The 24,615-nt window shown below is 34.9% G+C and carries 18 protein-coding genes; 8 read left to right on the forward strand and 10 right to left on the reverse strand.

Annotated elements, in window-relative coordinates; all coding sequences use genetic code 11:
* The first annotated feature begins 727 nt into the window (after window positions 1-727).
* The 4 genes from DMB71_RS15045 to DMB71_RS15065 all read left to right on the forward strand — a co-directional run bounded on the left by DMB71_RS15045 (window position 728) and on the right by DMB71_RS15065 (window position 6,788).
* Complete coding sequence (locus tag DMB71_RS15045; RefSeq protein WP_111367447.1) at window positions 728-2,284, forward strand: vitamin K epoxide reductase family protein; 1,557 nt, start codon at window positions 728-730, stop codon at window positions 2,282-2,284.
* A gap of 61 nt (window positions 2,285-2,345) precedes the next feature.
* Complete coding sequence (locus tag DMB71_RS15050; RefSeq protein ID WP_111367449.1) at window positions 2,346-2,528, forward strand: hypothetical protein; 183 nt, start codon at window positions 2,346-2,348, stop codon at window positions 2,526-2,528.
* A 769-nt stretch (window positions 2,529-3,297) separates the two neighbouring features.
* A complete protein-coding gene (locus DMB71_RS15060) occupies window positions 3,298-5,490 on the forward strand; it encodes a peptidase domain-containing ABC transporter (RefSeq protein ID WP_111367453.1) in 2,193 nt (730 codons plus the stop codon).
* Between the two features lie 2 nt (window positions 5,491-5,492).
* The gene (locus DMB71_RS15065) at window positions 5,493-6,788 is read left to right on the forward strand and encodes an HlyD family secretion protein (protein ID WP_111367455.1); all 1,296 of its coding nucleotides are present in this window, start codon (window positions 5,493-5,495) and stop codon (window positions 6,786-6,788) included.
* Between the two features lie 43 nt (window positions 6,789-6,831).
* Here the strand turns inward: DMB71_RS15065 and DMB71_RS15070 are convergent, their stop codons facing one another.
* The 3 genes from DMB71_RS15070 to DMB71_RS15080 all read right to left on the reverse strand — a co-directional run bounded on the left by DMB71_RS15070 (window position 6,832) and on the right by DMB71_RS15080 (window position 8,716).
* Window positions 6,832-7,539: a tRNA1(Val) (adenine(37)-N6)-methyltransferase gene (locus tag DMB71_RS15070; protein WP_111368044.1), complete on the reverse strand. Its 708-nt coding sequence runs from the start codon at window positions 7,537-7,539 to the stop codon at window positions 6,832-6,834.
* Window positions 7,540-7,614: 75 nt separating this feature from the next.
* Window positions 7,615-8,139: a ribosome maturation factor RimM gene (gene rimM, locus DMB71_RS15075; protein WP_111367457.1), complete on the reverse strand. Its 525-nt coding sequence runs from the start codon at window positions 8,137-8,139 to the stop codon at window positions 7,615-7,617.
* A gap of 16 nt (window positions 8,140-8,155) precedes the next feature.
* Entirely contained in the window at window positions 8,156-8,716 is a 561-nt protein-coding gene (locus DMB71_RS15080; RefSeq protein WP_111367459.1) for a 30S ribosomal protein S16, read from the reverse strand.
* A gap of 189 nt (window positions 8,717-8,905) precedes the next feature.
* On the opposite strand from DMB71_RS15080, the gene DMB71_RS15085 reads away from it, so the two are divergent.
* Window positions 8,906-9,400: a DUF6252 family protein gene (locus DMB71_RS15085; RefSeq protein ID WP_111367461.1), complete on the forward strand. Its 495-nt coding sequence runs from the start codon at window positions 8,906-8,908 to the stop codon at window positions 9,398-9,400.
* A 99-nt stretch (window positions 9,401-9,499) separates the two neighbouring features.
* A complete protein-coding gene (locus DMB71_RS15090) occupies window positions 9,500-9,844 on the forward strand; it encodes an RNA recognition motif domain-containing protein (RefSeq protein ID WP_111367463.1) in 345 nt (114 codons plus the stop codon).
* A gap of 101 nt (window positions 9,845-9,945) precedes the next feature.
* On the opposite strand, the gene leuB is transcribed toward DMB71_RS15090, so the two are convergent.
* The 6 genes from leuB to DMB71_RS15120 all read right to left on the reverse strand — a co-directional run bounded on the left by leuB (window position 9,946) and on the right by DMB71_RS15120 (window position 17,311).
* Window positions 9,946-11,001: a 3-isopropylmalate dehydrogenase gene (leuB, locus tag DMB71_RS15095; RefSeq protein ID WP_111367465.1), complete on the reverse strand. Its 1,056-nt coding sequence runs from the start codon at window positions 10,999-11,001 to the stop codon at window positions 9,946-9,948.
* 106 nt (window positions 11,002-11,107) lie between these two features.
* Window positions 11,108-12,628 (reverse strand): alpha-isopropylmalate synthase regulatory domain-containing protein, encoded by a 1,521-nt coding sequence (locus DMB71_RS15100; RefSeq protein WP_111367467.1) that lies wholly within the window; start codon window positions 12,626-12,628, stop codon window positions 11,108-11,110.
* Window positions 12,629-12,836: 208 nt separating this feature from the next.
* Window positions 12,837-13,433, reverse strand: coding sequence for a 3-isopropylmalate dehydratase small subunit (leuD, locus tag DMB71_RS15105; protein ID WP_111367469.1), 597 nt, complete (start codon window positions 13,431-13,433; stop codon window positions 12,837-12,839).
* A gap of 164 nt (window positions 13,434-13,597) precedes the next feature.
* A complete protein-coding gene (leuC, locus tag DMB71_RS15110; protein ID WP_111367471.1) occupies window positions 13,598-14,992 on the reverse strand; it encodes a 3-isopropylmalate dehydratase large subunit in 1,395 nt (464 codons plus the stop codon).
* A gap of 518 nt (window positions 14,993-15,510) precedes the next feature.
* The gene (locus DMB71_RS15115) at window positions 15,511-16,431 is read right to left on the reverse strand and encodes a helix-turn-helix domain-containing protein (RefSeq protein WP_111367473.1); all 921 of its coding nucleotides are present in this window, start codon (window positions 16,429-16,431) and stop codon (window positions 15,511-15,513) included.
* A gap of 76 nt (window positions 16,432-16,507) precedes the next feature.
* A complete protein-coding gene (locus DMB71_RS15120; protein WP_111367475.1) occupies window positions 16,508-17,311 on the reverse strand; it encodes an SDR family oxidoreductase in 804 nt (267 codons plus the stop codon).
* 322 nt (window positions 17,312-17,633) lie between these two features.
* Between DMB71_RS15120 and dnaE the strand changes: the two genes are divergently transcribed.
* Entirely contained in the window at window positions 17,634-22,166 is a 4,533-nt protein-coding gene (gene dnaE / locus DMB71_RS15125) for a DNA polymerase III subunit alpha (RefSeq protein ID WP_111367477.1), read from the forward strand.
* Window positions 22,167-22,343: 177 nt separating this feature from the next.
* Complete coding sequence (locus DMB71_RS15130) at window positions 22,344-23,306, forward strand: outer membrane beta-barrel protein (protein WP_111367479.1); 963 nt, start codon at window positions 22,344-22,346, stop codon at window positions 23,304-23,306.
* 186 nt (window positions 23,307-23,492) lie between these two features.
* Here the strand turns inward: DMB71_RS15130 and DMB71_RS15135 are convergent, their stop codons facing one another.
* On the reverse strand, window positions 23,493-24,488 hold the full coding sequence (locus DMB71_RS15135) for a Gfo/Idh/MocA family protein (protein ID WP_111367481.1): 996 nt from the start codon (window positions 24,486-24,488) through the stop codon (window positions 23,493-23,495).
* Window positions 24,489-24,615 lie beyond the last annotated feature (127 nt).

The following is a 24,615-nucleotide window of genomic DNA, read 5'->3' on the forward strand; positions in this document are numbered from 1 at the left end:
CAGCCGTTGCCGCCACCATTCGTTTTTATCGGAGAGCTTTGATAAGGCGGAGGATCAACAGTGTCGCTACCACCTCCTCGAATAATTCTTTGAGTTTTTGTATCTATTTTTTCTAATTCGAAATCTGCCAATGTGAATGCTTTATTTTTCATGTCTTTTAATTTTTTAGTTTATACTGTTAATCGCGTTGTTTGCTTTTTTGCAGCATTATCAAACGCAACAAAAAAGAGCGATAAATTGGGTTATGCTAAAATGTTTTGAGTTTTTATTTTGTTCAAAAGCAATAAAAAATCGAATTTTATTTGTGGGGTAAAACGACCAAATTATGGTTTGCTTCTTGCTTTTAGAGGGAGTTTTTTTGCTTCTGATTTGAGGTTTTTTGTAACGATTTGAAGTCATTTTATAGACCTCTTTTTATGATTTTCTTTCTTCAAAATCATGTCATCTTAATGTCCTTATTTTCATGTTTTTCAATGTTTAGATTATTGCTTATTCAAAACTAGATAAAAAGCAAAACCGTTAATCGAAAATGGACTTCTAGGCCTTTTTACTAAAAAATAAACAACTCAAATATCTGATATTCAAATACTTGAGTATTGTACTATACTTGGTATAATTTATAAATTGTATGTGGTATAATTAATAAAATGTATGTGCTCATGCGATTTTTATCAATAAAAACCCCAATCTTTGCAGTGTAATTATGATTTAAAAACGATCAAAAGCGATGTTAAAACTGGTCCAAAAATTTCTGCAAATCAATCGATACTCAGATATCAAAAATGAGTTTAAGGACCTATTTTTGTCTCATCCAAATTATCCGAGTTTGTTCGCCATTACAGACTCGTTTGATTTGCTTTCTGTAGAGAACGCAGCCGTAAGAGTATCAAAAGAGCAGATTGAAGATTTGCCATCTAACTTTTTGGCATATTTTAAAGATGAATTGACGCTAGTTGAAAAAATTAAAAGCGGTGTTAGAATTACAACCTCAAAAAAAGGAAGTCAAAAATTATCTTATGATAAATTCCTTTTAGATTGGAATGGAGTAATTGTTGCCATTGAACCAAATAATGTTGTAGCAAGAGATAATTTAAAAATAGAATACAATTGGCTAAAATATTTCTTGCCGCTTGTACTTGTAGCGGGATTGTCTTTCTACTACAATCGTTTTGATTGGTTTAGCGCTTCTTTTTTGACAACATCAGTTTTAGGACTAATTGTAAGCATATTTATTGTTCAGGAAAGATGGGGAGTTAAAAACACTGTAATTTCAAAATTTTGTAATCTCAGTTCTAATTCTTCTTGTCATTCTGTAATAAGCTTCAATGATGATATAGCAAATAGATGGTTGAGTTTTTCAGATTTGCCATTGCTTTTCTTTAGTTCAAGCATTATTGCAATATTGGTTCAACCTTTAAATTCGGCAATTTTTGTTGGATTTTTAAGTCTCTTGGCTATTCCAATAATAGTTTGTTCAATCTGGATTCAAAAGTTTGAGATTCAAAAATGGTGTATAATGTGTCTGGCAATATCATTTTTAATATTAGTTCAAAGTGTTGTTTGGTTTTCGTCAGATCTTTTTACATTGAGTTTCAGTTTTAATGAAATCTTCCCTTATGTATTCTCTTTATTGCTTTTAATACCAATTTGGGCTGCTGTTAAAGTAATGATTAAAAAATTACTTGAGAATGAAAACTCTTTGAAAGAACTTAAAAAATTCAAACGAAATTATTCGCTATTAAACTTCTTGTCTAAAAAAGTAAAATATACAAAAGGATTTGAAGACTTGAGAGGGTTGACATTTGGCAATAAAAATGCAGGAGTAAGACTTTCTGTAATTCTTAGTCCAAGCTGTGGACATTGTTATAAAACTTTTCAAGAAGCGTTTGATCTCGTGTTGAAGTTTCCAGACAAAATATTTTTGAATGTTCTCTTTAATATTAATCCTGAAAACAACGATAACCCTTATAAAGCAGTTGTAGAAAGACTTTTAACTATTAACAGAACATCACCTGGAAAAACGGTTGAAGCAATTTCTGATTGGTACATTAAGAGAATGACTCACAAAAAATGGCTTAAAAAATGGAATGTTGATTCTGTAAGTATGATGATAAATCAGGAAATTCAGAAACAATATGATTGGTGCTCTATAAACAATTTTAATTATACACCTATTAAAATTGTCAACGAAAGGCTATTTCCTAATGAATATGAATTGAACGAGTTAAAATATTTCTTAAATGATTATGTGGAAGAAGTTCAAGTTTTAGAAAAAATAGCTTAAAAAATGCAGAAGCTTCGACTGCTCAAATAGAAGAGAATAACCCCATTAAAAACCTGCAGTTATGTTAAAGAATATTTTGAAATTGAAAGGTGCGGTAGAATTGACTGCTAATGAACTGAAAACAATAAATGGAGATCGTGCTCCGATTTGTGAAGACGGATTTAAGGCTAAAAGATGTACAGAATTTGGAACAATGCCAGTACACTGGAACTGTATACCAAGTAACTATATCGGAAGCTGTTAAGGAGAATTTTTTAAGCAGCAAGTTATTACAGATTTGAGGCTTAAACCAAAAAATGTAAATAGCCAGTTATGTTAGAAAAGATTTTAAGAAGCAAAGAAACAAGAAAGCTGACAAAAAAAGAGCAGAAAAACATTTTGGGAAATGAGTATCTACAAGAACTCAATTGTCATGATACTGCTGTTGAGAAATACGCTGCTTGCTAATTTTTAATATTAACTAGCAATAGATAAAACACTATTGCTATATAAAAATGGTATTAATTATGTTAAAGAAGATTTTAAACCTAGAAGGTGCTCAATGCATTAATAAAAATGAGCAGAAAACCATGAAGGGAGGAATTCCAGAATGCTGGGTTTATGCTTTAGAAGCAGGATGTTTTTTAATACCACCAGGCGAAACTTGTCCGCTAAATACATCATCGGGTATTTGTGATACAAGTCGTCTTTGTTGTTGATTTTTAACTTTTTTAAAAGTAATACGATATAGCCTTATTTAGAATTTAGTCATGTTTTTTTTGAATGTATAGGCGCTCGATCGTGGAACATTGAGCATATTCTCAGTATTGATGATTGGTACTGAGATTCTTAGGAGTTGGCCGCTAGGTTGTTTTTATTTGGTTAGGGTAACCGCGGCCATGTCCTAAAGAAATTGTGTTGCTACAAATTTGTTTTTAAATATTGAAACAGAGAAGATTTAGGTCTTCTCTGTTTTTTTTATGGATTAACAAGAATTTTTTTTCTTAATTTGGCCATTAATAAATCAAAAACAATTGAAAAAATTCATTCATTATAGACAAGCTGATCAAAAGGATTGTGGCCCGACATGTTTAAAAATTATTGCTAAATATTACGGTAAAACAATCAATATTCAAGAGTTGAGAGATTTTAGCGAAACAACTCGTGAAGGAAGTAATTTGCTTTTTTTGAGTGGTGCCGCGGAGAAAATTGGATTTAGAACCTTGGGCGTAAAATTGTCTGTTAAAAGAATTGAAGAAGCCCCATTGCCATGTATTCTGCACTGGAATGATAATCATTATGTAGTTCTTTATAAAATTAAAAAAGGGAGATATTACATTTCAGATCCCGCCTTTGGTCTTTTGGACTACAATAAAGAAGAATTTGTAAAGTTTTGGATTGGTAACAATGCCGACGATCAAACGAAAGAAGGAATTGCATTGCTGATTGAAGCAACTCCTAAATTTTTTCAATCTGATTTTGATAAAGAAGAAAATTCTGGATTAGGATTTAGGTTTCTTTTCAAGTATTTGTTTCAATACAAATCATTTCTTATCCAGCTTGCAATAGGACTTTTAGCAAGTAGTTTGCTTAACCTGATTTTTCCATTTTTAACCCAAAGTATTGTCGATGTTGGCATTCAAAACCAGAATATCCATTTTATTTATCTGATTCTCTTTGCGATGCTTTTTGTTTTTGCAGGAAGAACAGGTCTAGAACTTATCAGAAGCTGGATTTTATTGCATTTATCAACGAGAATCAATATTTCTCTTATTTCTGATTTCTTTATCAAATTAATGAATCTTCCAATTTCCTTTTTTGATGTGAGAATGACGGGAGATATTATGCAGCGAATAAATGATCATCGACGTATCGAAAAAATACTTACCACATCATCGCTTAATGTTCTCTTTTCTGTAATCAATATGTTTGTTATGGGAGCTGTTTTAGCCTATTTCAATTTGCAAATATTTCTTGTTTTCTTTGGAGGAAGCCTTCTTTACTTTGGTTGGATAGTGATGTTTTTGAAAAAAAGAAAAGCACTAGATTATAAACGGTTTGCTGAGGTTTCAAAAGAGCAAAGTAAAGTAATGGAACTGATAAACGGAATGCAGGAAATTAAGCTCCATAATGCTGAAAAACAAAAGAGATGGGGCTGGGAATATGTTCAGGCAAGGCTTTTTAGAGTTTCGATAAAAGGACTGATTTTAGAGCAGACACAAACAATTGGTTCTTCGATTATTAATGAATTAAAGAATATATTTATCATTTTCCTTTCGGCTAAACTGGTAATAGATGGTTCTATTACACTGGGGATGATGCTCGCTATAAGTGCAATAGTTGGAAGTTTAAATGGTCCGATTACTCAGTTAATAGAGTTTGTGCGAGAATTACAAGACGCAACGATTTCGCTTGCTAGATTGTCCGAAATTCACCAGAAAGAAGATGAATTGCAGCAGGAAATCCATCAGACAAGCGATGTGCCGCAAGATGTAGATATCGAAATCAAAAATCTTACTTTTCGTTATTTGGGCTCGGACATTCCTGTTTTAGATAATTTGAGTCTAATAATTCCATCAAATAAAGTAACCGCAATAGTAGGAGTTAGCGGAAGCGGAAAAACAACCTTAATGAAACTGCTTCTGAAGTTCTACGAACCCGAAAAAGGAGAAGTCTTAATTGGCAATACACAGCTTAAAAACATATCGCAAAATGCTTGGAGATCTAATATTGGTGCTGTAATGCAGGAAGGCTTTATTTTTAGTGACACAATTGCTAATAACATTGCTTTTGGAGTGGATTATATTGACAAAGAGAGATTAATGTATGCAGCAGATGTCGGCAATATTAGAGAATACATCAGCGAACTTCCTTTAGGTTTTAATACCAAAATAGGAGCAGAGGGAATAGGAATGAGCACTGGACAAAAACAGCGTTTGCTAATTGCTCGCGCAGTTTATAAAAATCCTGAAATTTTATTTTTTGATGAAGCAACTTCAGCCCTTGATGCTAATAATGAAAAGGAGATTATGAAAAAACTAGATATCTTTTTCAAAGATAAAACCGTGGTTGTAATAGCGCATCGACTTAGCACGGTTATGAATGCAGACCAGATTGTAGTTTTGGAGAAAGGAAAAATTATCGAAATAGGAAGCCATTCGTCATTGGTAGAACAAAAAGGAAATTATTTTGAATTGGTTAAGAATCAGTTGCAATTAGGAAATTAGTCATGGCAGAGAATAACGATACATTTGAATTAAGAAGCGAAGAGGTTCAGGATATCCTGACCAAAGTGCCGCATTGGATGATACGATGGGGAACCGTTCTAATATTTGCCATAATAATCATGCTATTTTTTGTTTCCTGGTTTGTCAAATATCCCGATGTGGTAAAAACAGAAATAGTTATCACTACAAATATTCCGCCGGAGAAGATTGTGTCAAAATCTTCTGGGCGAATTGAAGCGATTTTAGTAAAAGATAAAACAGAGGTTCCTAAAAACAGTACGCTGGCCATTATTGAAAACACGGCGAATTATAAAGATGTTTTCCTGCTGAAAGAGATTGTGGATGGTTATGATATTAATAGCCCTGAGAAAGCTTTTCCATTTGCATTGCTAAAAAACACACAGCTAGGTGAAATTGAAAGTGCTTTTGCTGTATTTCAGAAAGATTACCAGGCACAGCAGCTTAATGAGAGCCTGCATCCTTTCGAAGTTGAAAGCAAAGCACAGAGTTCGGAGAAAATTCAGATAAAGGAGAGACTTGATATTCTGCTGCAGCAAAAACAGCTTAACGAAAGCGAATTAGAACTTCAGAAAAATGAAGTGGCACGCTTTGAAACTTTATTTAATAAAGGAATTATTTCTGCCCAAGAAATGGAAGCCAAAAAACTGGGTTTTCTTCAAGCTCAAAAGAATTATAGGGGTTTATTGTCGTCAATTTCCCAATTAAGGTCTTCTCTGATTGATAATACAAAATCAAGCCAGAATTCGCAGATAAATAGTACCAGAGAAGAAGTTAACCTTGGGCGTAGCATGTCGCAGTCTTTTTATCAGCTCAAAAAAGTGATAAGGGACTGGGAATTGGCATATGCGTTAAAATCTTCCATTAGCGGAAAAGTAACTTTTCTTCAGGTTTGGAATGAAAATCAGACTATAAATGTTGGAGACAATGTCTTTTCTATAATCCCAGATGCCAGAAACAGTTTTATAGGAAAAGTAAAAGCGCCGGCTTTAAATTCAGGAAAAATCAAAGTGGGGCAGCGTGTAAATATCCGTCTGGCCAATTATCCTGACAGAGAATTTGGCGTCTTAAAAGGAGAAATAAAAAACATTTCACTGGTGCCCGATAAAGATGGAAATCTTCTTATTGATGTTGCACTTCCAAAGGGGCTCAGAACATCATACGATAAACAGATTGCTTTTCAGCAGGAAATGAAAGGAAGTGCAGAGATTGTAACTGAAGATCTGCGTTTAATCGAACGAATTCTGTATCAGTTTAAAAGCATTTTTGAACAAGTTTAAAAAAAAATTTGTCCGATATGAATTTTAAATCTAGAAATATGTTTTACATCTTCAAGTAAAAATCTTTAGTAAGCTCAATATACTTGGGAGTATAAACGTGTCTGTCTGTTTCAATAACAAGTTCATCTGTTTCAATTTCAGGAACTTCATTCCGGCTAAAAGCCAATAAACTGCGTTTAATTTCCGATTTTGGAGTTCCTTTAACTCTTGTAACTTTTAATGGATAAAGTTCAGATTCTTTTGCCAGAGCAATAAATTTTTCTTCTTCTTTGAAAGGAATAATCAAAGCAAATATTCCGTTTTCTGAAAGTAATAAATCTGCTGCTTCGACTAATTCCTCAAAAGGCATTGCGTCTTGAAAACGAGCTAAATCGCGTTGTTCGTTTTCAGTTTTATAATCTTCAGCATAAAAAGGAGGATTCGAAACGATTAAATCATATTCATCTTCTGGTTCGTCAATAAATTCATCTAAACCAGCATGAAAACAAAATAAACGATCGCCCCAAGGAGAAGCTTCAAAATTTTCTACAGCCTGTTCGTGCGCCTCTTCATCAATTTCAAGAGCATCAATTTGTTCCGCATGAGTTCGCTGTGCTAGCATTAAAGCAATAATTCCCGTTCCTGCACCAATATCCAAAATGCTAAAAGGATTATGATTAATAGGAGCCCAGGCACCAAGTAAAACACCATCTGTGCCTATTTTCATAGCACAACGATCTTGATTTATAGAAAATTGCTTAAAACTGAATATAGACATTGCTGAAAAATTAAGTAAATATTTAAGAAAGTACACAATTGAAAACTGTGACTGAAAACTGAAAACTTTTTACAAGTACATTTCCACCAATCCTTCAGGAAGATCCATGATGACTTTTTTGTTCTCACGATCGATTTTTACTAGAAATTGATCAATCATAGGAACCAAGATTTCAACTTCACCATTTAAAACTTCAAAGAGAGGCTGTGCAGTTGAATCATTTATAGAAGTTATTTTTCCGAAAACACCCAAACGTTTGTCTTCAATTTCAAAGCCAATAACTTCGTGGAAGTAGAATTTGTTGCCGGTAAGTTTTGGCAACATAGTTAAAGGAAGATAAATAGGGCAGCCAACTAGAGCATCTGCATCTTCTTCGGTATTTACATCTTCAAAACGGACTCTAAGAAAGTCGTTTTTGTGTAAAGAGCTAGTTTCAATAAAAAAAGGAACCAAGTGTTTGTTGTTTTCAACAAACACTGATTCCAGATTTTCGTATAACTCAGGTTCATCTGTGTCTAAATAGACTAAGACTTCACCCTTGAAACTAAATTTTTTAGCGATTTTACCTAAATAAAAACAATCTTCTTTACGCATTATCGCCAAGTAAAAATTATGCTTCAGTTGTTTCGTTATTCTCTTCAGCAGCAGGAGCTTCTTCAGTAGCTTCAGCAACTTCTTCAGTAGCCTCAGCAGCTTGTGCAGCGGCAGCAGCTTCAGCTTGTGCAGCAGCAGCATCAGCGATACGCTTAGCGTTAACTTCTTTCTCTGCTTTTAATGCTGTAGCTTTAGCATCAGCTTTTGCTTTAGATAAACCATCTTTTTTAGCATCAACTTTACCAGCTTTAGCTTCTAACCAAGCAGTTAATTTAGCATCTGCTTGCTCTTGCGTTAAAGCACCTTTACGAACTCCTCCATCAAGGTGGTGTTTCAATAAAGCACCTTTGTAAGAAAGGATAGCTCTAGCAGTATCAGTTGGTTGAGCACCATTGTGTAACCATTTAACTGCGCTGTCAAGGTTTAACTCAACAGTTGCTGGGTTAGTGTTTGGATTGTAAGTACCGATTTTCTCTAAGTATCTACCATCTCTTTTTGAGCGTGCATCTGCAGCTACTACCCAGTAAAAAGGTTTTCCTTTTTTACCGTGTCTTTGTAATCTAATTTTTACTGACATAATCTAGTGATTAAATTTTGAGGTACTCGACCTCTGTTAATTAAGGGCGCAAAGATATAATTTTTTTATGAAAAACACGTTTTAAAAGAGATTAAATATATTTGAGTCGTTTTTTTAGCTTTTTTTTGACTTTTTAATTTAAGTATTTAGCTCTTAATGCGATACTTTTGCATCAAATTCATTTTAAATATGAAAAAATACTTTTACTTTTTATCACTTTTACTACTGCTTGTATCTTGTACAGAGGATATAAGATTTAATAATCCAGCTTTTCAGGCCTTAAAAGATAATGCTTTTTGGAGAGCACAAGTCTACGAAGCTGGAACCGAATCGAGTGGCTTTTTTACTATTGAAGGTTCTTTAGGTTACGAAAAGATAAAATTTCAGATTCTTGAACCAGATGAGAAAACATATGTTTTAGGAATAAATGATAATACAAAAGCCGTTTACAAAAACGGTTATAAAGGACAAGAAGCAGAATTTAGCACTGGAACTGGCAAAGGAAATGGAGAAATTGTTGTTACAGAATATAATACTGTTGATAATACTATTTCGGGGACGTTTAAATTTACAGCAGTTAATACTGATCCTAATGCCGAAAAGCAAACTATACATTTTTCGGAAGGAGTTTTCTATAAAATTCCAGTGACTTCAGGAGGAAACTTTGTGCCAGTTAACAATTAAAGTTTGCTTCAAATCAGAATAAAAACTTAAATAAATTGATAAGATAGTGGATTAGATATAAATAAGACTACATTTGTTTCTTATTATAAATAAATATCTATGAATATTTTCGTTGGAAGCCTTCCATTCAGTATTGAGGAAGCAGATTTAAGAGAGTCTTTTGAGGCTTATGGAACAGTTGACTCTGTTAAAATTATTACTGATAAATTTACTGGAAGAAGTAAAGGCTTTGGTTTTGTTGAAATGCCAAATGATAGCGAAGCTCAGAAAGCTATCGATGAATTGAACGGTGCTGTTGTTTCAGGTCGTACAATCGTTGTAAATAAATCTGAACCAAAACCAGAAGGCGAAAGAAGAAGTTTTAATAACAACCGCGGAGGAAACAATCGTGGTGGTTATGGAAACGACCGTGGCGGAGATCGCGGAAACAGAAGAGAATATTAATGTTTTTTTTCTAAAATATAAAAGGGATCAACTTTCGTTGATCCCTTTTTTTGTTTCAGGTTTCACGTTCCAGAACTTGAAACTTGAAACAAAATTAACTTTTATACATTCGTAGCTAACCAGTCACCAACTTCTTTAGTGCCATATGCTTTGCCTCCGTTTGCTAAATCTTCAGTAACTACTCCAGCTTCTAAAGCCTTGTTTACAGCATCTCTCATCGCTTTTCCTTCTTCCATCAATCCGAAGTTTTCGAACATCATAGCAGCAGATAAAATAGTAGCCATTGGATTTGCAATATTTAATCCTGTAGCTTGCGGATATGAACCGTGAATAGGTTCAAATAAAGATACTTCAGCTCCCATAGAAGCAGAAGGCATTAATCCCATTGAACCAGAAATTACAGAAGCTTCGTCTGTTAAAATATCTCCAAATAAGTTTTCAGTAATTAATACATCATAAGAGTTTGGCCATTGAACCAAACGCATTGCTACAGCATCAACAAATTCGTAGCTAACTTCAACCTCGGGATAGTCTTTTTCCATTGCCTGAACCGTTTCTCTCCATAAACGTGAGGTTTCCAAAACGTTTGCTTTGTCAACGCAGCATAATTTTTTAGAGCGAGTCATTGCTAATTCGAAACCTTTTTTAGCTAAACGCTGTACTTCTTCTCTTGTGTAAACGCAGTTGTCGTAAGCTGTATCTCCGTTATCTTTTCTTCCTTTTTCACCAAAGTAAATTCCGCCTGTTAATTCTCTTAAGAAAACTAAGTCAGTTCCTTCAATTCTTTCTCTTTTTAAAGGAGATTTATCTAATAATGACGGGAATGTAAAAGTTGGTCTCACGTTTGCAAACAAACCTAATGCTTTACGCATTTTTAATAAACCTTGCTCTGGTCTTACAGGTGCAGAAGGGTCGTTATCGTATTTTGGGTGGCCAATCGCTCCAAAAAGAACGGCATCAGCATTTTTACAAACTTCGTGTGTTGAATCTGGATAAGGCTCTCCTACAGCATCAATCGCAGCTGCTCCAGTTAAAGCTGGTTTCCAAGTAATTTCATGTCCAAATTTTTTCGCAACAGCATCAGATACTTTTACAGCTTCATTTATTACTTCTGGTCCGATTCCGTCTCCGGCTAAAAGGGCTATGTTTAATTTCATTCTTTTTTGTTTAAAAGGTTCAAAGGTTCAAAGGTTCAAAGGCGCAAAGGATGTTGGGATGAAAACTGTTTTTAGCCTTTGTCCCTTTGTTCCTTTGAACCTATATTTAAGTTATAATGTTAAGCATTTTTTGCGTTGCAATAATAGCTGCAACGGTTTGATCTGAGTCTAATCCGCGGGTTTTGAATTCTTTTCCGTTGTTGACCCAAGTGATAATGGTTTCGCACAAGGCGTCAGAACTACTTCCCGGAGGGATTCTCACAGCATAATCGATTAATTTTGGAAGCGTTAATTTTTTGCTTTTGTAAATCTTGGATAAAGCATTCATAAAAGCATCAAACTGACCGTCTCCTTGTGCATTTTCCTCAATTATTTCTCCATTAAGATTTAATGACAAAGTAGTAGACGGACGCATTCCTTTTGAGTGTACTAATATATAGGACTCGATTTTTATTTTTTCTTCGTAAGTATGACTGTCCAAAACATCAGAAATAATGTATGGAAGATCTTCCTTAGTCACGGTTTCTTTTTTGTCGCCCAATTCAATAATTCTTTGGGTAACCAATTTCAAATCTTCGTTGTTAAGTTTTAGACCTAACTCCTGAAGATTTTTTTCGATATTAGCTTTTCCAGAAGTTTTTCCAAGGGCGTATTTTCGTTTTCTTCCAAAACGTTCCGGAAGCAAATCATTAAAATAAAGATTGTTTTTATTGTCGCCATCAGCATGAATTCCAGCAGTTTGGGTAAAAACATTGTCGCCCACAATTGGTTTGTTTGCAGGAATTCTATAACCCGTAAAAGTTTCAACCAGCTTACTTACAGAATACAACGAAGTTTCTTTAATGCCGATATTTACTTCTGGCAGATAATCATTAATTACGGCAACAGTACTTTCAAGAGGCGCATTTCCAGCACGTTCTCCCATTCCGTTTACGGTTACGTGAAGTCCGTTGATTCCTGCTTTTATTGCTTCCATAACGTTGGCAACGCTTAAATCGTAATCGTTATGCGCATGAAAATCAAAATGAATGTTTGGATATTTTGCTCTGATTTTTGAAATAAACTCAAAAGTTAGAGACGGAATTAAAACTCCTAGAGTGTCAGGAAGTAAAATTCTTTTGATTGGCTGAGTCGATAAAAACTCCAAAAATTGAAAGACATATTCAGGAGAATTTCGCATTCCGTTGCTCCAGTCTTCTAGATAAACATTGGTTTCAATGTTATTCTCTTTAGCTAAAGCAATAATTTGAGCAATTTCTGAAAAATGTTGTTCGGGCGTTTTTTTCAACTGATGCGTCAAGTGATTCATTGAACCTTTTGTCAACAAATTTTGAACTTTAGCACTTGCTTTTTTCATCCAATCAATTGAAACGCCTCCATCAACAAATGTAAGGACTTCAATTCTGTTGATGTATCCTTTTTCTTCAGCCCAAGAAGTGATGCCTTTTACGGCTTGAAATTCTCCTTCGCTTACGCGGGCAGAAGCAATTTCGATTCTATCAATATTTAATTCCTCCAGCAACAATTGCGCAATGGTTAGTTTTTCTGCAGCAGAAAATGAAACTCCTGAGGTTTGTTCACCATCACGAAGCGTCGTATCCATTATTTCAATTTTTCTTTTTTCCATATTGATATTCTATATTTCTAACTGTGTTTGATAAACAGTTTCTAATTTGACGCGGATTTACGCGGATTTTTGTTTTAGCTAAAAAAAGAATCTGTTTTTTTTCAGCGTTTTTGCGATAGCAAATCTGTTTTATCTGCATTCTATATTTTAGAAAGACCCGACTGGTTTTTGAAGCCTGTCGGGTCTAATAGACTGAATGATATTTCTATTAGTACGGAAGTTTATCGGCGAAAGCCTTAATATCTTCCTTCATATCCTGTAAGTAATCAATGTCGTCAAAACCATTAATTAAATTGTTCTTTTTGTAACCGTTAATAGCGAATGATTCTTGCTCACCAGTTGACAATAAAGTAATGGTTTGGTTTGGAAGATTGATTTCTAATTCTGTTTTTGGATCAGCTTCGATAGCTTTGAAAATATTAGCTAAAAATTCTGGGCTGATTTGTACTGGCAAAACACCAATATTCAAACAGTTTCCTTTGAAGATATCTGCAAAGAAACTAGAAACTACAGCACGGAATCCGTAATCGTAAACTGCCCATGCAGCGTGCTCTCTAGAAGATCCAGAACCAAAGTTTTTCCCCCCAACCAAGATTTTCCCGCTATAAGTAGGATTGTTTAAAACGAAATCTGATTTTGGAGTATCGTCTCCGTTATATCTCCAGTCTCTAAAAAGATTGTCTCCAAAACCTTCACGTTTTGTAGCTTTTAAGAAACGAGCTGGAATGATTTGATCTGTATCTACGTTCTCAATTGGCAACGGTACACCGCTGCTTGTAAGTATATTAAATTTATCGTATGCCATTTTTTGGAATTTTAGATTTTAGATTTTAGATTTTAGATTTTCTTTTGAAAACGTAAAACTTTGAATCTAAAATATTTTGTTTTAATAATGTTAGTCAATTTCATTTGAAGACATTTGGATTTAGTTACATCAGCAATCTAAAATCTAAAATCTTCAATCTAAAATTAAAAAAGCTCTCTTGGATCTGTTAGTTTTCCTGTAACAGCAGCTGCAGCAGCCATAATCGGACTCGCTAACAAAGTTCTTGAACCAGGACCTTGACGGCCTTCAAAGTTTCTGTTTGAAGTACTTACTGCGTATTTTCCAGCAGGAACTTTATCGTCGTTCATTGCTAAACAAGCAGAACATCCCGGCTGACGCAATACAAAACCAGCTTCAGTCAAAATATCTAAAATTCCTTCTTCTTTAATCTGAGCTTCAACAACGTGAGAACCTGGAACTAACCAAGCTGTAACATTATCTGCTTTTTTTCTTCCTTTTACAATTTCAGCAAAAGCTCTAAAATCTTCAATACGTCCGTTTGTACAGCTTCCTAAGAAAACGTAATCGATTTGTTTTCCAATCATTACATCATCTTCGTTGAAGCCCATATATGCTAAAGATTTTTTGTAAGTTTCTTCACCGCCTTCAACTTCTTTTGCACTTGGGATATGTTTTGTGATACCAATTCCCATTCCTGGGTTTGTACCGTAAGTAATCATTGGTTCGATGTCTTCCGCTTTGATGTTTAATTCAGCATCAAATACAGCATCAGCATCAGTTTTTAGTGTTTTCCAGTATTCAACAGCTTTTGTCCAAGCTTCACCTTTTGGAGCGTAAAGTCTTCCTTCTAAGAAATCGAAAGTAGTTTGGTCAGGAGCAATCATTCCTCCACGAGCACCCATTTCGATACTTAAGTTACAAACTGTCATACGACCTTCCATAGTCATGTTTTCAAAAACATCACCAGCATATTCTACAAAGTAACCAGTTCCTCCAGAAGTAGTTAATTTAGAGATAATATAAAGTGCAACGTCTTTTGGTCCAACACCTTTGCTTAATTTACCGTTTACGTTAATACGCATTTTCTTTGGTTTTGGCTGCATAATACATTGAGTAGAAAGCACCATTTCAACCTCAGATGTTCCGATACCAAAAGCGATAGCTCCAAAAGCACCGTGAGTAGACGTATGCGAATCTCCACATACAATAGTAGCACCAGGCAAAGTGATTCCGTTTTCAGGACCAACTACGTGTACAATTCCATTTTTTTGGTGACCTAATCCCCAGTGCGAAATTCCGTATTCGTTTGCATTGTCTTCAAGAGCTTTAAGCTGGTTTGCAGAAAGCGGATCTTGAACTGGTAAATGTTGGTTTATGGTTGGTGTATTGTGGTCGGCAGTTGCAAAAGTACGTTCCGGGTATAATACGTTAACGCCTCTTGATTTTAATCCTAAAAAAGCAACAGGACTCGTAACTTCATGAATGAAATGGCGGTCAATAAAAAACACATCTGGTCCATCTTCAATTTTACGCACAACATGTGAATCCCATACTTTGTCAAATAATGTCTTACTCATTTTTTGTTTTTTTTAATTGTAATTTCTATAACCACAGCAATTTCCTGTTCATTATAATAGCAAAACAAAAGTAAAAAAAGATAAAAAAGCGTCAATTTCGATATTTCATTATATACGATACCCAAACTAAATTACAAATTGCCAAATGCCTTCTGCAGACTAAAATTTGAAAGAATAATGATAAAGAAACTGATTTAGCTTTTCTTTTTCGGCTTAAATTTTCCTTGTTTGTTTTTTGTTTTAATAGTTTGCAAATTTATCTCAAAATCAATACAAAATGTAAGGATTTGATTGAAAAAATCTAACAAATTACATAAAAATAGTAATAATTGCTAGTTTTAAAATCTTTGCTAAAAGAGCGCTTTTTGAGTTTTTTAAAGCTTTGAAAGGAGTTTTTTGGGCGTTATTTAGATTCAATAAAACATCAAAATACTACGACATCCAAGAAGTGTATTTTTATGAAATTTTATGTTTTTTTGAAGCAAAAACTGATTTTTTGAAAGTAATGTTTTTGAAAATTAATTCAATGAATTTTTAAATTCTAACGGAGTAAGATTGGTTTTCTTTTTGAATAATTTACTGAATGATTGTGGATATTCAAAACCTAATTGATAAGCAATTTCTGCTACCGAAAGATTGGTCGTGATTAGGAAATCTTTTGACTTTTCTATTAATTTTGAATGAATATGCTGTTGTGCATTTAATCCAGTTAAATTGCGAAGCATGTCGCTTAAATAATGACTCGAAACATTAATCTGCGAAGCCAGAAATTCTACTGTAGGCAATCCTCTTTTTAAGGTTTCTGCGTTGCTAATATAATTGTCCAACGTTTCTTCGACTTTTAATAACAAATCATGACTGACAGTTTTTCTCGTAATAAATTGGCGTTTGTAAAAACGATTGCTATAATTCAGCAGAACATCAATGTAAGAAACGATCACATCCTGGCTCATTTCATCAATTGCAGTATTGAGTTCGTTGTCGATGCTTTGCAATAATCCAATGATGATTGTTTTTTCACTGTCTGAAAGATGCAACGCTTCATTGGTGTCATAAGAAAAGAAACCATACTTTTTGATGCTTTTTCCCAAAGGATAATTTCTAATAAAATCAGGATGAAATAAAAGTGTATAGCCACCATATTTAGCACCTTCTTCATTTTCAGTAAAAATTAACTGAGTTGGAGAAGCAAACATGAGTCCGCCTTCGTTGAAATCATAATAGCCTTGACCATAGCCCATTTTTCCTTTGGTAGAAAACTTATAAGAGATCTTATAAAAATCAAATAAAAAAGCTTGGTTTGCTATTTCTTCATTTATGACTAATTGTGTATTGTCTACCAAACTTACCATCGGGTGAAGGGGTTTCGGTAGGCGAAGCAAGTCATGAAACTGCGATATAGAAGAGATTTTTGCTGGATTATTGTTTTTCTTTTCCATGATATAAAAGTATGAAAATTTGAGAGACTAATACCGTCCGACTTCTCGAAACCTGAACGGTATTAGTCTGAATGAATTATTCTCCAAAAAATTGTTTTCCAAATTCAGAACGAAAAACTTCGTCTCCAACTTCAAGTCTTTGTTTGTAAAGCGCTTTTGCGTCTTCACCGGCAACATATCTCAATTGTTTTTTTCCATCTGTAGCAGCTTCATAAACAACATCGGCAATTTGCTCAGGTGTTGAGGCCATTTCAAACATGGTGTCAACGTTTCCAAACATTTTATTGGTCATTGTTTCGTATTCAGGAAGAGTGCTTGTGTCAAGTGAACCATGCAAAAATTCTGTTCTGATTGCTCCCGGAGAAACCGTTTTAATGTTTATTCCAAACGGATTTAACTCGTAAGCCATACTTTCGCTCCAGCCTTCTAATCCCCATTTTGTTGCGTGATAAATTGATCCTAAAGGGAAAGCAATTAATCCGCCGATAGATGTTGTCGAAATAAATGAACCATTTTTTCTCTCTCTGAAATAAGGAATAAAAGCATTTGTAACGCGAATTACTCCCAATAAATTAGTGTCCAATTGTTTGGTGATTTGTGAATCAGAAAGACTTTCTAAAGGGCCGATTAGTCCATAACCAGCATTGTTAAAAACAATGTCAATATCACTAATTTCAAGCGCTTTTTGAACTGTAGCTTGGATTTGGTCATAATTGGTAACGTCTAATGGTAAAAGCGTTACATTTTTTAATTGAGAAAGCTCGATTTCTTTTTCAGGATTTCTCATGGTTGCGATTACATTCCAACCTTGTTCGTGGAATAATTTTGCTGTTGCTTTTCCTAAACCTGATGATGCGCCTGTTATAAAAATTGTTTTCATGATTATTATTTTTTAATTGTTATAATTTGATAAAGCAAAGTTCTGGATACACTGCAGTTTAAAAGTGTTCATTTTGGTGCAATGAGTATCCAAAATGGATTATTGAATTTTTAGGATTAAAAAAGAATTAGATCACATATCGAAATGCTTTTAATTAACGTTTTTGTTAACAACTTTAGCTTCTTTATTTCTGTAAAAAAAGCGTAAATTTGAATTCCTCCGATTTTTCATTTCGCATTTTATTATGTTTCATGTTGTCAATGGTTTACAATGTGAAAAGATATGAAATTTGGAGCTTTAAAACTTGACTTTTTATAATTCTATGTATTTAATATTCGATACCGAAACAACCGGATTACCAAAACGCTGGGATGCCCCAATAACGGACTCTGATAACTGGCCTCGCTGTATACAAATAGCTTGGCAGCTTCATGACGAAATGGGACAGCTTGTCGAGCATCAGGATTATTTGGTAAAACCAGAAGGATTTAACATTCCGTATGATGCTGAACGTATTCACGGAATCTCGACTGAATTGGCTGAAGCCGATGGAATCTCTTTGGCCGAAGTTTTAGAGAAATTTAATATCGTTTTAGGCAAAACCAAATTCATCGTTGGACAGAATTTAGGTTTTGACGTTAATATTATGGGAGCCGAATTCCATAGAATGGGAGTAGATTCTACTATGGCTTCAATTCCTGTTTTGGATACTTGTACTGAAGTTACGGCTTCGTTATTACAGCTTCCAGGAGGTCGTGGGGGGAAATTTAAACTTCCAACTTTGACCGAATTGCATGAATATTTATTCAATGTTCCTTTCGCGGAAGCGCACAACGCAACTGCCGATGTTGAGGCAACTACGCGTTGCTTCTTAGAATTGGTTCGAAGAGAGGTTTTCACCAAAGAAGAGCTTGACGTTCCAAAAGAATATTTCAAAGATTTTCAGGAAAGAAATCCAGAGCCGTTTAAGCTTATAGGTTTAAAACATATCAATTTAAAAGCGGCTTCTGATAAAATTAGAGAACAGCTTAAAGCTTTAGCTGGAGAAGGCCAGCAGACTGTTGTTTCAGAAGAAGATAAAGCCGATTTTAAAGCAGCAAAATTTGCGCATTTGCACAATCATACGCAGTTTTCGGTTCTTCAATCGACTATTGGAGTTGGAAATATTGTGGCCGCTGCAGCTAAAAACGGAATGCCAGCCGTTGCTATGACCGATACTGGAAACATGATGGGAGCTTTCCACTTTGTGAGCGCCGTTATGAACCATAACAAAGCTGCCTCTGGAAAAAATAAAGCTTTGGTTGAAGCTGGAGAAGAACCAATTGAAACTGAAGTAAAACCAATTGTAGGTTGTGAATTTAATATCTGCGAAAATCACTTAGATAAAAGCAAAAAAGACAACGGTTACCAAGTTGTTTTAATGGCTAAAAATAAAGCAGGTTACCACAATTTGGCAAAAATGGCTTCGATTGCCTATACTGATGGTTTCTATTATGTTCCAAGGATCGACCGCAAAATTGTAGAACAATACAAAGGCGATATCATGGTTTTGTCTGGGAATTTATATGGAGAAATTCCGAGTAAAATCCTGAATATTGGTGAGAATCAAGCCGAAGAAGCGTTGATTTGGTGGAAAGAACAATTTGGTGAAGATTTCTATCTGGAAGTGATGCGTCACAATCAGGAAGATGAAAATCGTGTCAACAAAACCCTGATTGAGTTTTCAAAAAAACATGATGTCAAATTAATTGCTACCAACAATACGTATTACTTAAATAAAGAAGATGCCAATGCGCACGATATTTTATTGTGTGTGAAAGATGGTGAAAAGCAGGCAACACCTATCGGACGTGGACGTGGTTACCGCTATGGACTTCCAAATCAGGAATACTACTTCAAGTCGCAAGACGAGATGAAAAAACTCTTTGCCGATTTGCCTGAAGCTATTATCAATATACAGGAAATTATTGATAAGGTTGAAGGATATTCATTGTATCGTGATGTATTGCTTCCGAAATTCGAAATTCCAGACGAATTTGTTGATCCGGAAGATGAAAAAGATAATGGTGTTCGTGGTGAAAATGCTTATTTACGCCATCTTACCATGGAAGGTGCCAAAAGAAGATACGGCGAAATTACCGAATCGATTCAGGAACGTTTGGATTTTGAATTAATGACGATTTCAAACTCTGGTTATCCTGGATATTTCTTGATTGTACAGGATTTTATTGCCGAGGCTAGAAAAATGGACGTATCGGTAGGACCTGGGCGTGGTTCTGCAGCGGGTTCAGCCGTTGCATACTGTCTCGGAATTACCAATATTGATCCAATTAAATATGACTTGCTTTTTGAGCGTTTCCTAAATCCTGACCGTGTATCGATGCCCGATATTGATATCGATTTTGATGACGAGGGTCGTGGACGTGTAATGGAATATGTAATCAACAAATATGGTCAAAAACAGGTAGCTCAGATTATCACTTATGGTAAAATGGCAACCAAATCGGCGATTCGTGATACGGCTCGTGTATTGGATTTACCTTTATTTGAAGCCGATAGAATTGCGAAACTGATTCCGGGTATGATGCCGTCAAAATGGAATTTGGCGCGTTTTATTTCGGAGAGTGAAGAAGAGGTTAAAAAAGCCCTTCGTTCTGACGAATTTGATAATGTAAAAGAATTAATCGCGATTGCCAATGAAGATGATTTGGCAGGAGAAACCATTCAGCAGGCCAAAATCTTGGAAGGATCGATGCGTAACACGGGAATTCACGCCTGCGGAGTAATCATTACGCCTTCGGATATTACGAATTATGTTCCTGTAACAACAGCAAAAGATTCAGATTTATATGTAACACAGTTCGATAACTCGGTTGCAGAAAGTGCCGGATTGCTGAAAATGGACTTCTTGGGTCTGAAGACCCTTACGCTGATAAAAGATACCGTAAAACTGGTAAAGTATAGAACAGGAATTGAACTGAATCCAGATACTTTCCCAATTGATGACGAAGAAACATATGCGCTTTTCCAAAGAGGTGAAACTGTTGGAATCTTCCAGTACGAGTCGCCTGGAATGCAGAAATATATGAAAGATCTGAAGCCAACGGTTTTTGGAGATTTAATTGCCATGAATGCACTTTATCGTCCGGGACCTTTGGAGTATATTCCGTCTTTCGTTCGAAGAAAAAATGGTGACGAGGAAATCAAATACGATTTAGATGCTTGTGCAGAATATCTTTCTGAAACTTACGGAATTACGGTTTACCAAGAGCAGGTAATGCTTTTGTCTCAGTCTTTGGCAGGATTTACAAAGGGTGAGGCCGACGTCTTGCGTAAAGCGATGGGTAAGAAACAAAAAGATGTACTAGATAAAATGAAGCCGAAATTTGTTGAGCAAGCAGCAGCAAAAGGTCATGATGCCAAGATTTTAGAGAAAATCTGGAAAGACTGGGAGGCTTTTGCGAGTTACGCCTTCAACAAATCGCACTCGACTTGTTATGCTTGGATTGCCTATCAAACAGCTTATTTAAAAGCGCATTATCCTGCAGAATATATGGCTGCGGTACTTTCCAATAACATGAACGACATCAAACAGGTTTCTTTCTTTATGGAAGAATGCAAACGTATGGGATTACAGGTTTTAGGACCATGTGTAAATGAATCGTACTACAAATTTACCGTAAACGATGATTATGCGGTTCGTTTTGGAATGGGAGCTATCAAAGGTGTTGGATCAGGAGCGGTTGAAACCATTGTAGAAAACAGAAAAGACGGAAGATATAAATCTATTTTTGATTTGGCTAAGCGAATTGATCTTCGTGCAGCCAATAAAAAAGCGATTGAAAATTTAGCACTTGCAGGAGGTTTTGATTCTTTTGAAGGAACAACCAGAGCACAATATTTCCACGATGATGGTGACGGAATTACGTTCTACGAAAAAGCAATGCGTTACGGATCGAAATTTCAAGAAAATGAAAACTCGTCGCAAGTAAGTTTGTTTGGAGAAACGAGCGAAGTGCAAATCGCAGAACCAGTTGTACCGCCATGCGAAGACTGGAGTACCATGGAAAAACTGGCGAAAGAAAAAGAAGTTGTTGGAATCTATATTTCTGGACATCCGCTTGATGATTTTAGATTTGAAATGAAATATTTCTGTAATTCTCGTTTGGAAGCGCTGAAAAGCATGAATGAATATGTTGGGAAAAATCTAATGTTTGCTGGAATCATTAATAACGTACAGCATCGCGTGGCTAAAAATGGAAAAGGTTGGGCGGCTTTCAACTTAGAAGGTTATGACGAAAGTTATGAATTTAAGATTTTCGGTGAGGAATATTTGAAATTTCGCCACTTTTTAATTCAAAATAATTTTGCCTTTTTGAAAATAATGATCAAAGATGGTTGGGTAAATCATGATACTGGTAAAAAATCAGATCCTAGAATGCAGTTTGTGGAGATTCGTCAGCTGCAAGATATTTTAGAAGCTTTCGCTAAAAAACTGATCCTTCTTTTGAATATTAAAGATCTTCATCCCGAGTTTATACATAAGCTGAGCCATTTGTTTAATCAAAATAAAGGAGAGAATTCTGTGACTTTTGAAATTATGGAATTAGAAAAAATAAAGCGTTTAATTGAGGTAGAAACTCCAACCGATTTTGAAGCAGATGATGCTGTTTTTGAAGATGAAGGTGAAAATGAAGAGGGAGAAGGAAATGCAAAAATACAAGAAGTAAATGAAGTTGAAGAAATAAAAGTGGTAACCAAATTAACGATGCCTAGCCGCCGTCTGAAGGTTAAAATTTCAAACGAATTATTGCAGGAATTGGAAAAAATGCAGATTAATTTTAAACTCAACTAAAAATTTAACAGTTAAAATTTGAACAAATGTTAATTTTTTATGTTAAAAATATGCATGCATAATACTTTTTTAGTAATATTGCCCAAAATTACAACGTTTTCGTTCCAAGTCTAACTTTACAAGCTGTAAGAATGTGTTAAAATATTCTATGTTTGTACTAATCAATAAATCAAAATTATGAAAAAGAACCTATTTTTATTAGGATTATTAGCTTGCTCTATGGTTTCAGTAGCGCAGACAACAGAAAAACCAGAAAGCTGGTATTTTAAATTAGGAGGATCATATTTCAACCAAACTGCTTCAACTGAGTTCCCAGAAGTAGGAGGACAGGCTCCTAATAGAGATGTTTACTCAGGTACTTTAGCAAACAATAAATTAGTTTCGAGAGAAAGTGTAACGGGATCTTTTGGACAGGGGTTCAGAAGTGGAATTACTGGGGGTTACCGTTTTTCTACACGTTTAGGAGTTGAATTGTCTGCTAATTACTACATCAGTAATAGCAAAACAATGGCTCAAACTACAGATAGACTTATTTCGTACAATCCAGCATCTAGTCCTGCAGCTACTTATGTAAGTTTTACTGCTGAAGGACAAATAAAAGCTTTTGATTTAGCTCCTGCGCTTGTAATGTTTTTAGGAGAAGCTCATGGTTTTGAGCCTTATACTAAAGTTGGAGTTATTGTTCCTATTCACGGTACTTTAGATATTAAAACAAATAGAGAGTATACAACATTTGTAGGTGCTAACCAAGTTGCAAAAACTGATGCTTACTCTAAAGATGTAGTTAAGCCAAATGCAACAATTGGATTTATGGCAGCTATTGGTACTTCTTACAAATTAGGGAAACATATTTCGGCTTTTGCAGAATTAGAGTACCGTAATTTTACTGTTCACGGAAAAACAAAAGAAACTACTGATTATACTGAAAACGGTGTAGATAAATTAAATACTACAACTGCATTTAGAGCTGCTTCATATTCAGCTAATCATACTAACTACCACAGCAAAATTGATGCTAATTCTAATAGCATGGTTACAAATGCTGCAGGTTTTGATAATACAAAAGCAACAGACGATTTAAGTTCTTATGTTGGTATTTCAGGTTTAGGATTAACATTAGGTATCAAATACAGCCTATAATTTTTTATAGAAGTTTTATAGTTTTTTGAAGAAAAGGATATTCGAGAGAATATCCTTTTTTTGTTTTTTTTGCTTGTCATTGCGAGGAACGAAGCAATCTCACTAGATGCTTTGCAAAGTATATCCTTAATCTTTGTCGACTCCCGCGTGTGATTGCTTCGTTCCTCGCAATGACTTTGTAAAATATTATTTGGAGGTTTCTCTAAACTCTTTCAAAACCTGATCAATAACCCAAGTTGTTCTGGCGCCAGAAGTTCCTTTTGACGGAGAAGCGCCTTCATTGCCTAATAATTCAGCAATAACAGTTTCAATAAACGGTTGCTGAATATGAAGTGGATTTTCAATTGTAATGGTTTCCTTTTCTCCATTTGCGTATTGAATATGGATAGGATCATTTCCAAAAGTAGAGAACGAAATTTTTCCTTTATCGCCTACAATTTCAGTATTGTCGTAACGTTCAAAACTCGCAAAATTCCAAATGCCAGATCCGTGAATTCCGTTTTCGAATAAAAATGACATGGAAACCGCATCTTCGGCAGGATAGGCAATTAATTGCGAAGTCGCATGCCCGCGAACTGATTTTATTGGACCTAAAACAAAATCTAGGAAATCTAAAGTATGGCAAGCCAAATCAACAAAGATTCCGCCACCTGAAATATGAGGCAAAACAGTCCACGGAAGATTGATTTCGTCATCATAACGTTGCTCAAAAGGATGATACAAAACACAATTGACATGCCTAATGTTTCCTAACTTCCCTTGATCGATTATTTCTTTTATTTTTAAAAAACGAGGCAAAGCTCTTCTGTAATAAGCAACAAATAGTGGTACATTATGCTCTTTGCAAGCGCTAATCATTTCGTTGCATTCCTCAAAAGTTAAAGCCATTGGTTTTTCAACGTAAACAGGTTTTCCTGCTTTGGCGCATAAAATGGTGTATTCTTTATGAGAAGACGGCGGAGTGGCAATATAAACAGCATCTACTTCTGGATCATTAATTAAGTCTTCAGCTTTAGAATACCATTTAGGAACATTGTGGCGCTTTGCATAATCTTCGGCAAGCGCGGCATCTCTTCGCATGACAGCAACCAGAGCCGAGTTTGGAGCTTTCTGAAAAGCAGGTCCGCTTTTTACTTCGGTTACATTCCCGCAGCCAATAATTCCCCATTTTATAATTTCCATTGTGTAAGTTTTAAGTTTTCTCAAATTTAAAATAAAAAAGTTAGCCACGAATTCACGAATTTATTTTAATCTGCATGTTTAAAATTGTTGTGTTGAATTGCACGAATTCATTTCACGCTCCTGATAG

Source organism: Flavobacterium tistrianum, assembly GCF_003254545.1.
GTDB classification, from domain to species: Bacteria; Bacteroidota; Bacteroidia; order Flavobacteriales; family Flavobacteriaceae; genus Flavobacterium; species Flavobacterium tistrianum.

What these genes read in the sequence shown, in the direction of transcription:
- DMB71_RS15045 (WP_111367447.1), top strand. Translation starts at nt 728, where the DNA reads ATGTTAAAACTGGTCCAAAAATTTCTGCAAATCAATCGATACTCAGAT.
- DMB71_RS15050 (WP_111367449.1), top strand. Translation starts at nt 2,346, where the DNA reads ATGTTAAAGAATATTTTGAAATTGAAAGGTGCGGTAGAATTGACTGCT.
- DMB71_RS15065 (WP_111367455.1), top strand. Translation starts at nt 5,493, where the DNA reads ATGGCAGAGAATAACGATACATTTGAATTAAGAAGCGAAGAGGTTCAG.
- rimM (WP_111367457.1), bottom strand. Translation starts at nt 8,139, where the DNA reads ATGCGTAAAGAAGATTGTTTTTATTTAGGTAAAATCGCTAAAAAATTT.
- DMB71_RS15080 (WP_111367459.1), bottom strand. Translation starts at nt 8,716, where the DNA reads ATGTCAGTAAAAATTAGATTACAAAGACACGGTAAAAAAGGAAAACCT.
- DMB71_RS15085 (WP_111367461.1), top strand. Translation starts at nt 8,906, where the DNA reads ATGAAAAAATACTTTTACTTTTTATCACTTTTACTACTGCTTGTATCT.
- DMB71_RS15090 (WP_111367463.1), top strand. Translation starts at nt 9,500, where the DNA reads ATGAATATTTTCGTTGGAAGCCTTCCATTCAGTATTGAGGAAGCAGAT.
- leuB (WP_111367465.1), bottom strand. Translation starts at nt 11,001, where the DNA reads ATGAAATTAAACATAGCCCTTTTAGCCGGAGACGGAATCGGACCAGAA.
- DMB71_RS15100 (WP_111367467.1), bottom strand. Translation starts at nt 12,628, where the DNA reads ATGGAAAAAAGAAAAATTGAAATAATGGATACGACGCTTCGTGATGGT.
- leuD (WP_111367469.1), bottom strand. Translation starts at nt 13,433, where the DNA reads ATGGCATACGATAAATTTAATATACTTACAAGCAGCGGTGTACCGTTG.
- leuC (WP_111367471.1), bottom strand. Translation starts at nt 14,992, where the DNA reads ATGAGTAAGACATTATTTGACAAAGTATGGGATTCACATGTTGTGCGT.
- DMB71_RS15115 (WP_111367473.1), bottom strand. Translation starts at nt 16,431, where the DNA reads ATGGAAAAGAAAAACAATAATCCAGCAAAAATCTCTTCTATATCGCAG.
- DMB71_RS15120 (WP_111367475.1), bottom strand. Translation starts at nt 17,311, where the DNA reads ATGAAAACAATTTTTATAACAGGCGCATCATCAGGTTTAGGAAAAGCA.
- dnaE (WP_111367477.1), top strand. Translation starts at nt 17,634, where the DNA reads ATGTATTTAATATTCGATACCGAAACAACCGGATTACCAAAACGCTGG.
- DMB71_RS15130 (WP_111367479.1), top strand. Translation starts at nt 22,344, where the DNA reads ATGAAAAAGAACCTATTTTTATTAGGATTATTAGCTTGCTCTATGGTT.
- DMB71_RS15135 (WP_111367481.1), bottom strand. Translation starts at nt 24,488, where the DNA reads ATGGAAATTATAAAATGGGGAATTATTGGCTGCGGGAATGTAACCGAA.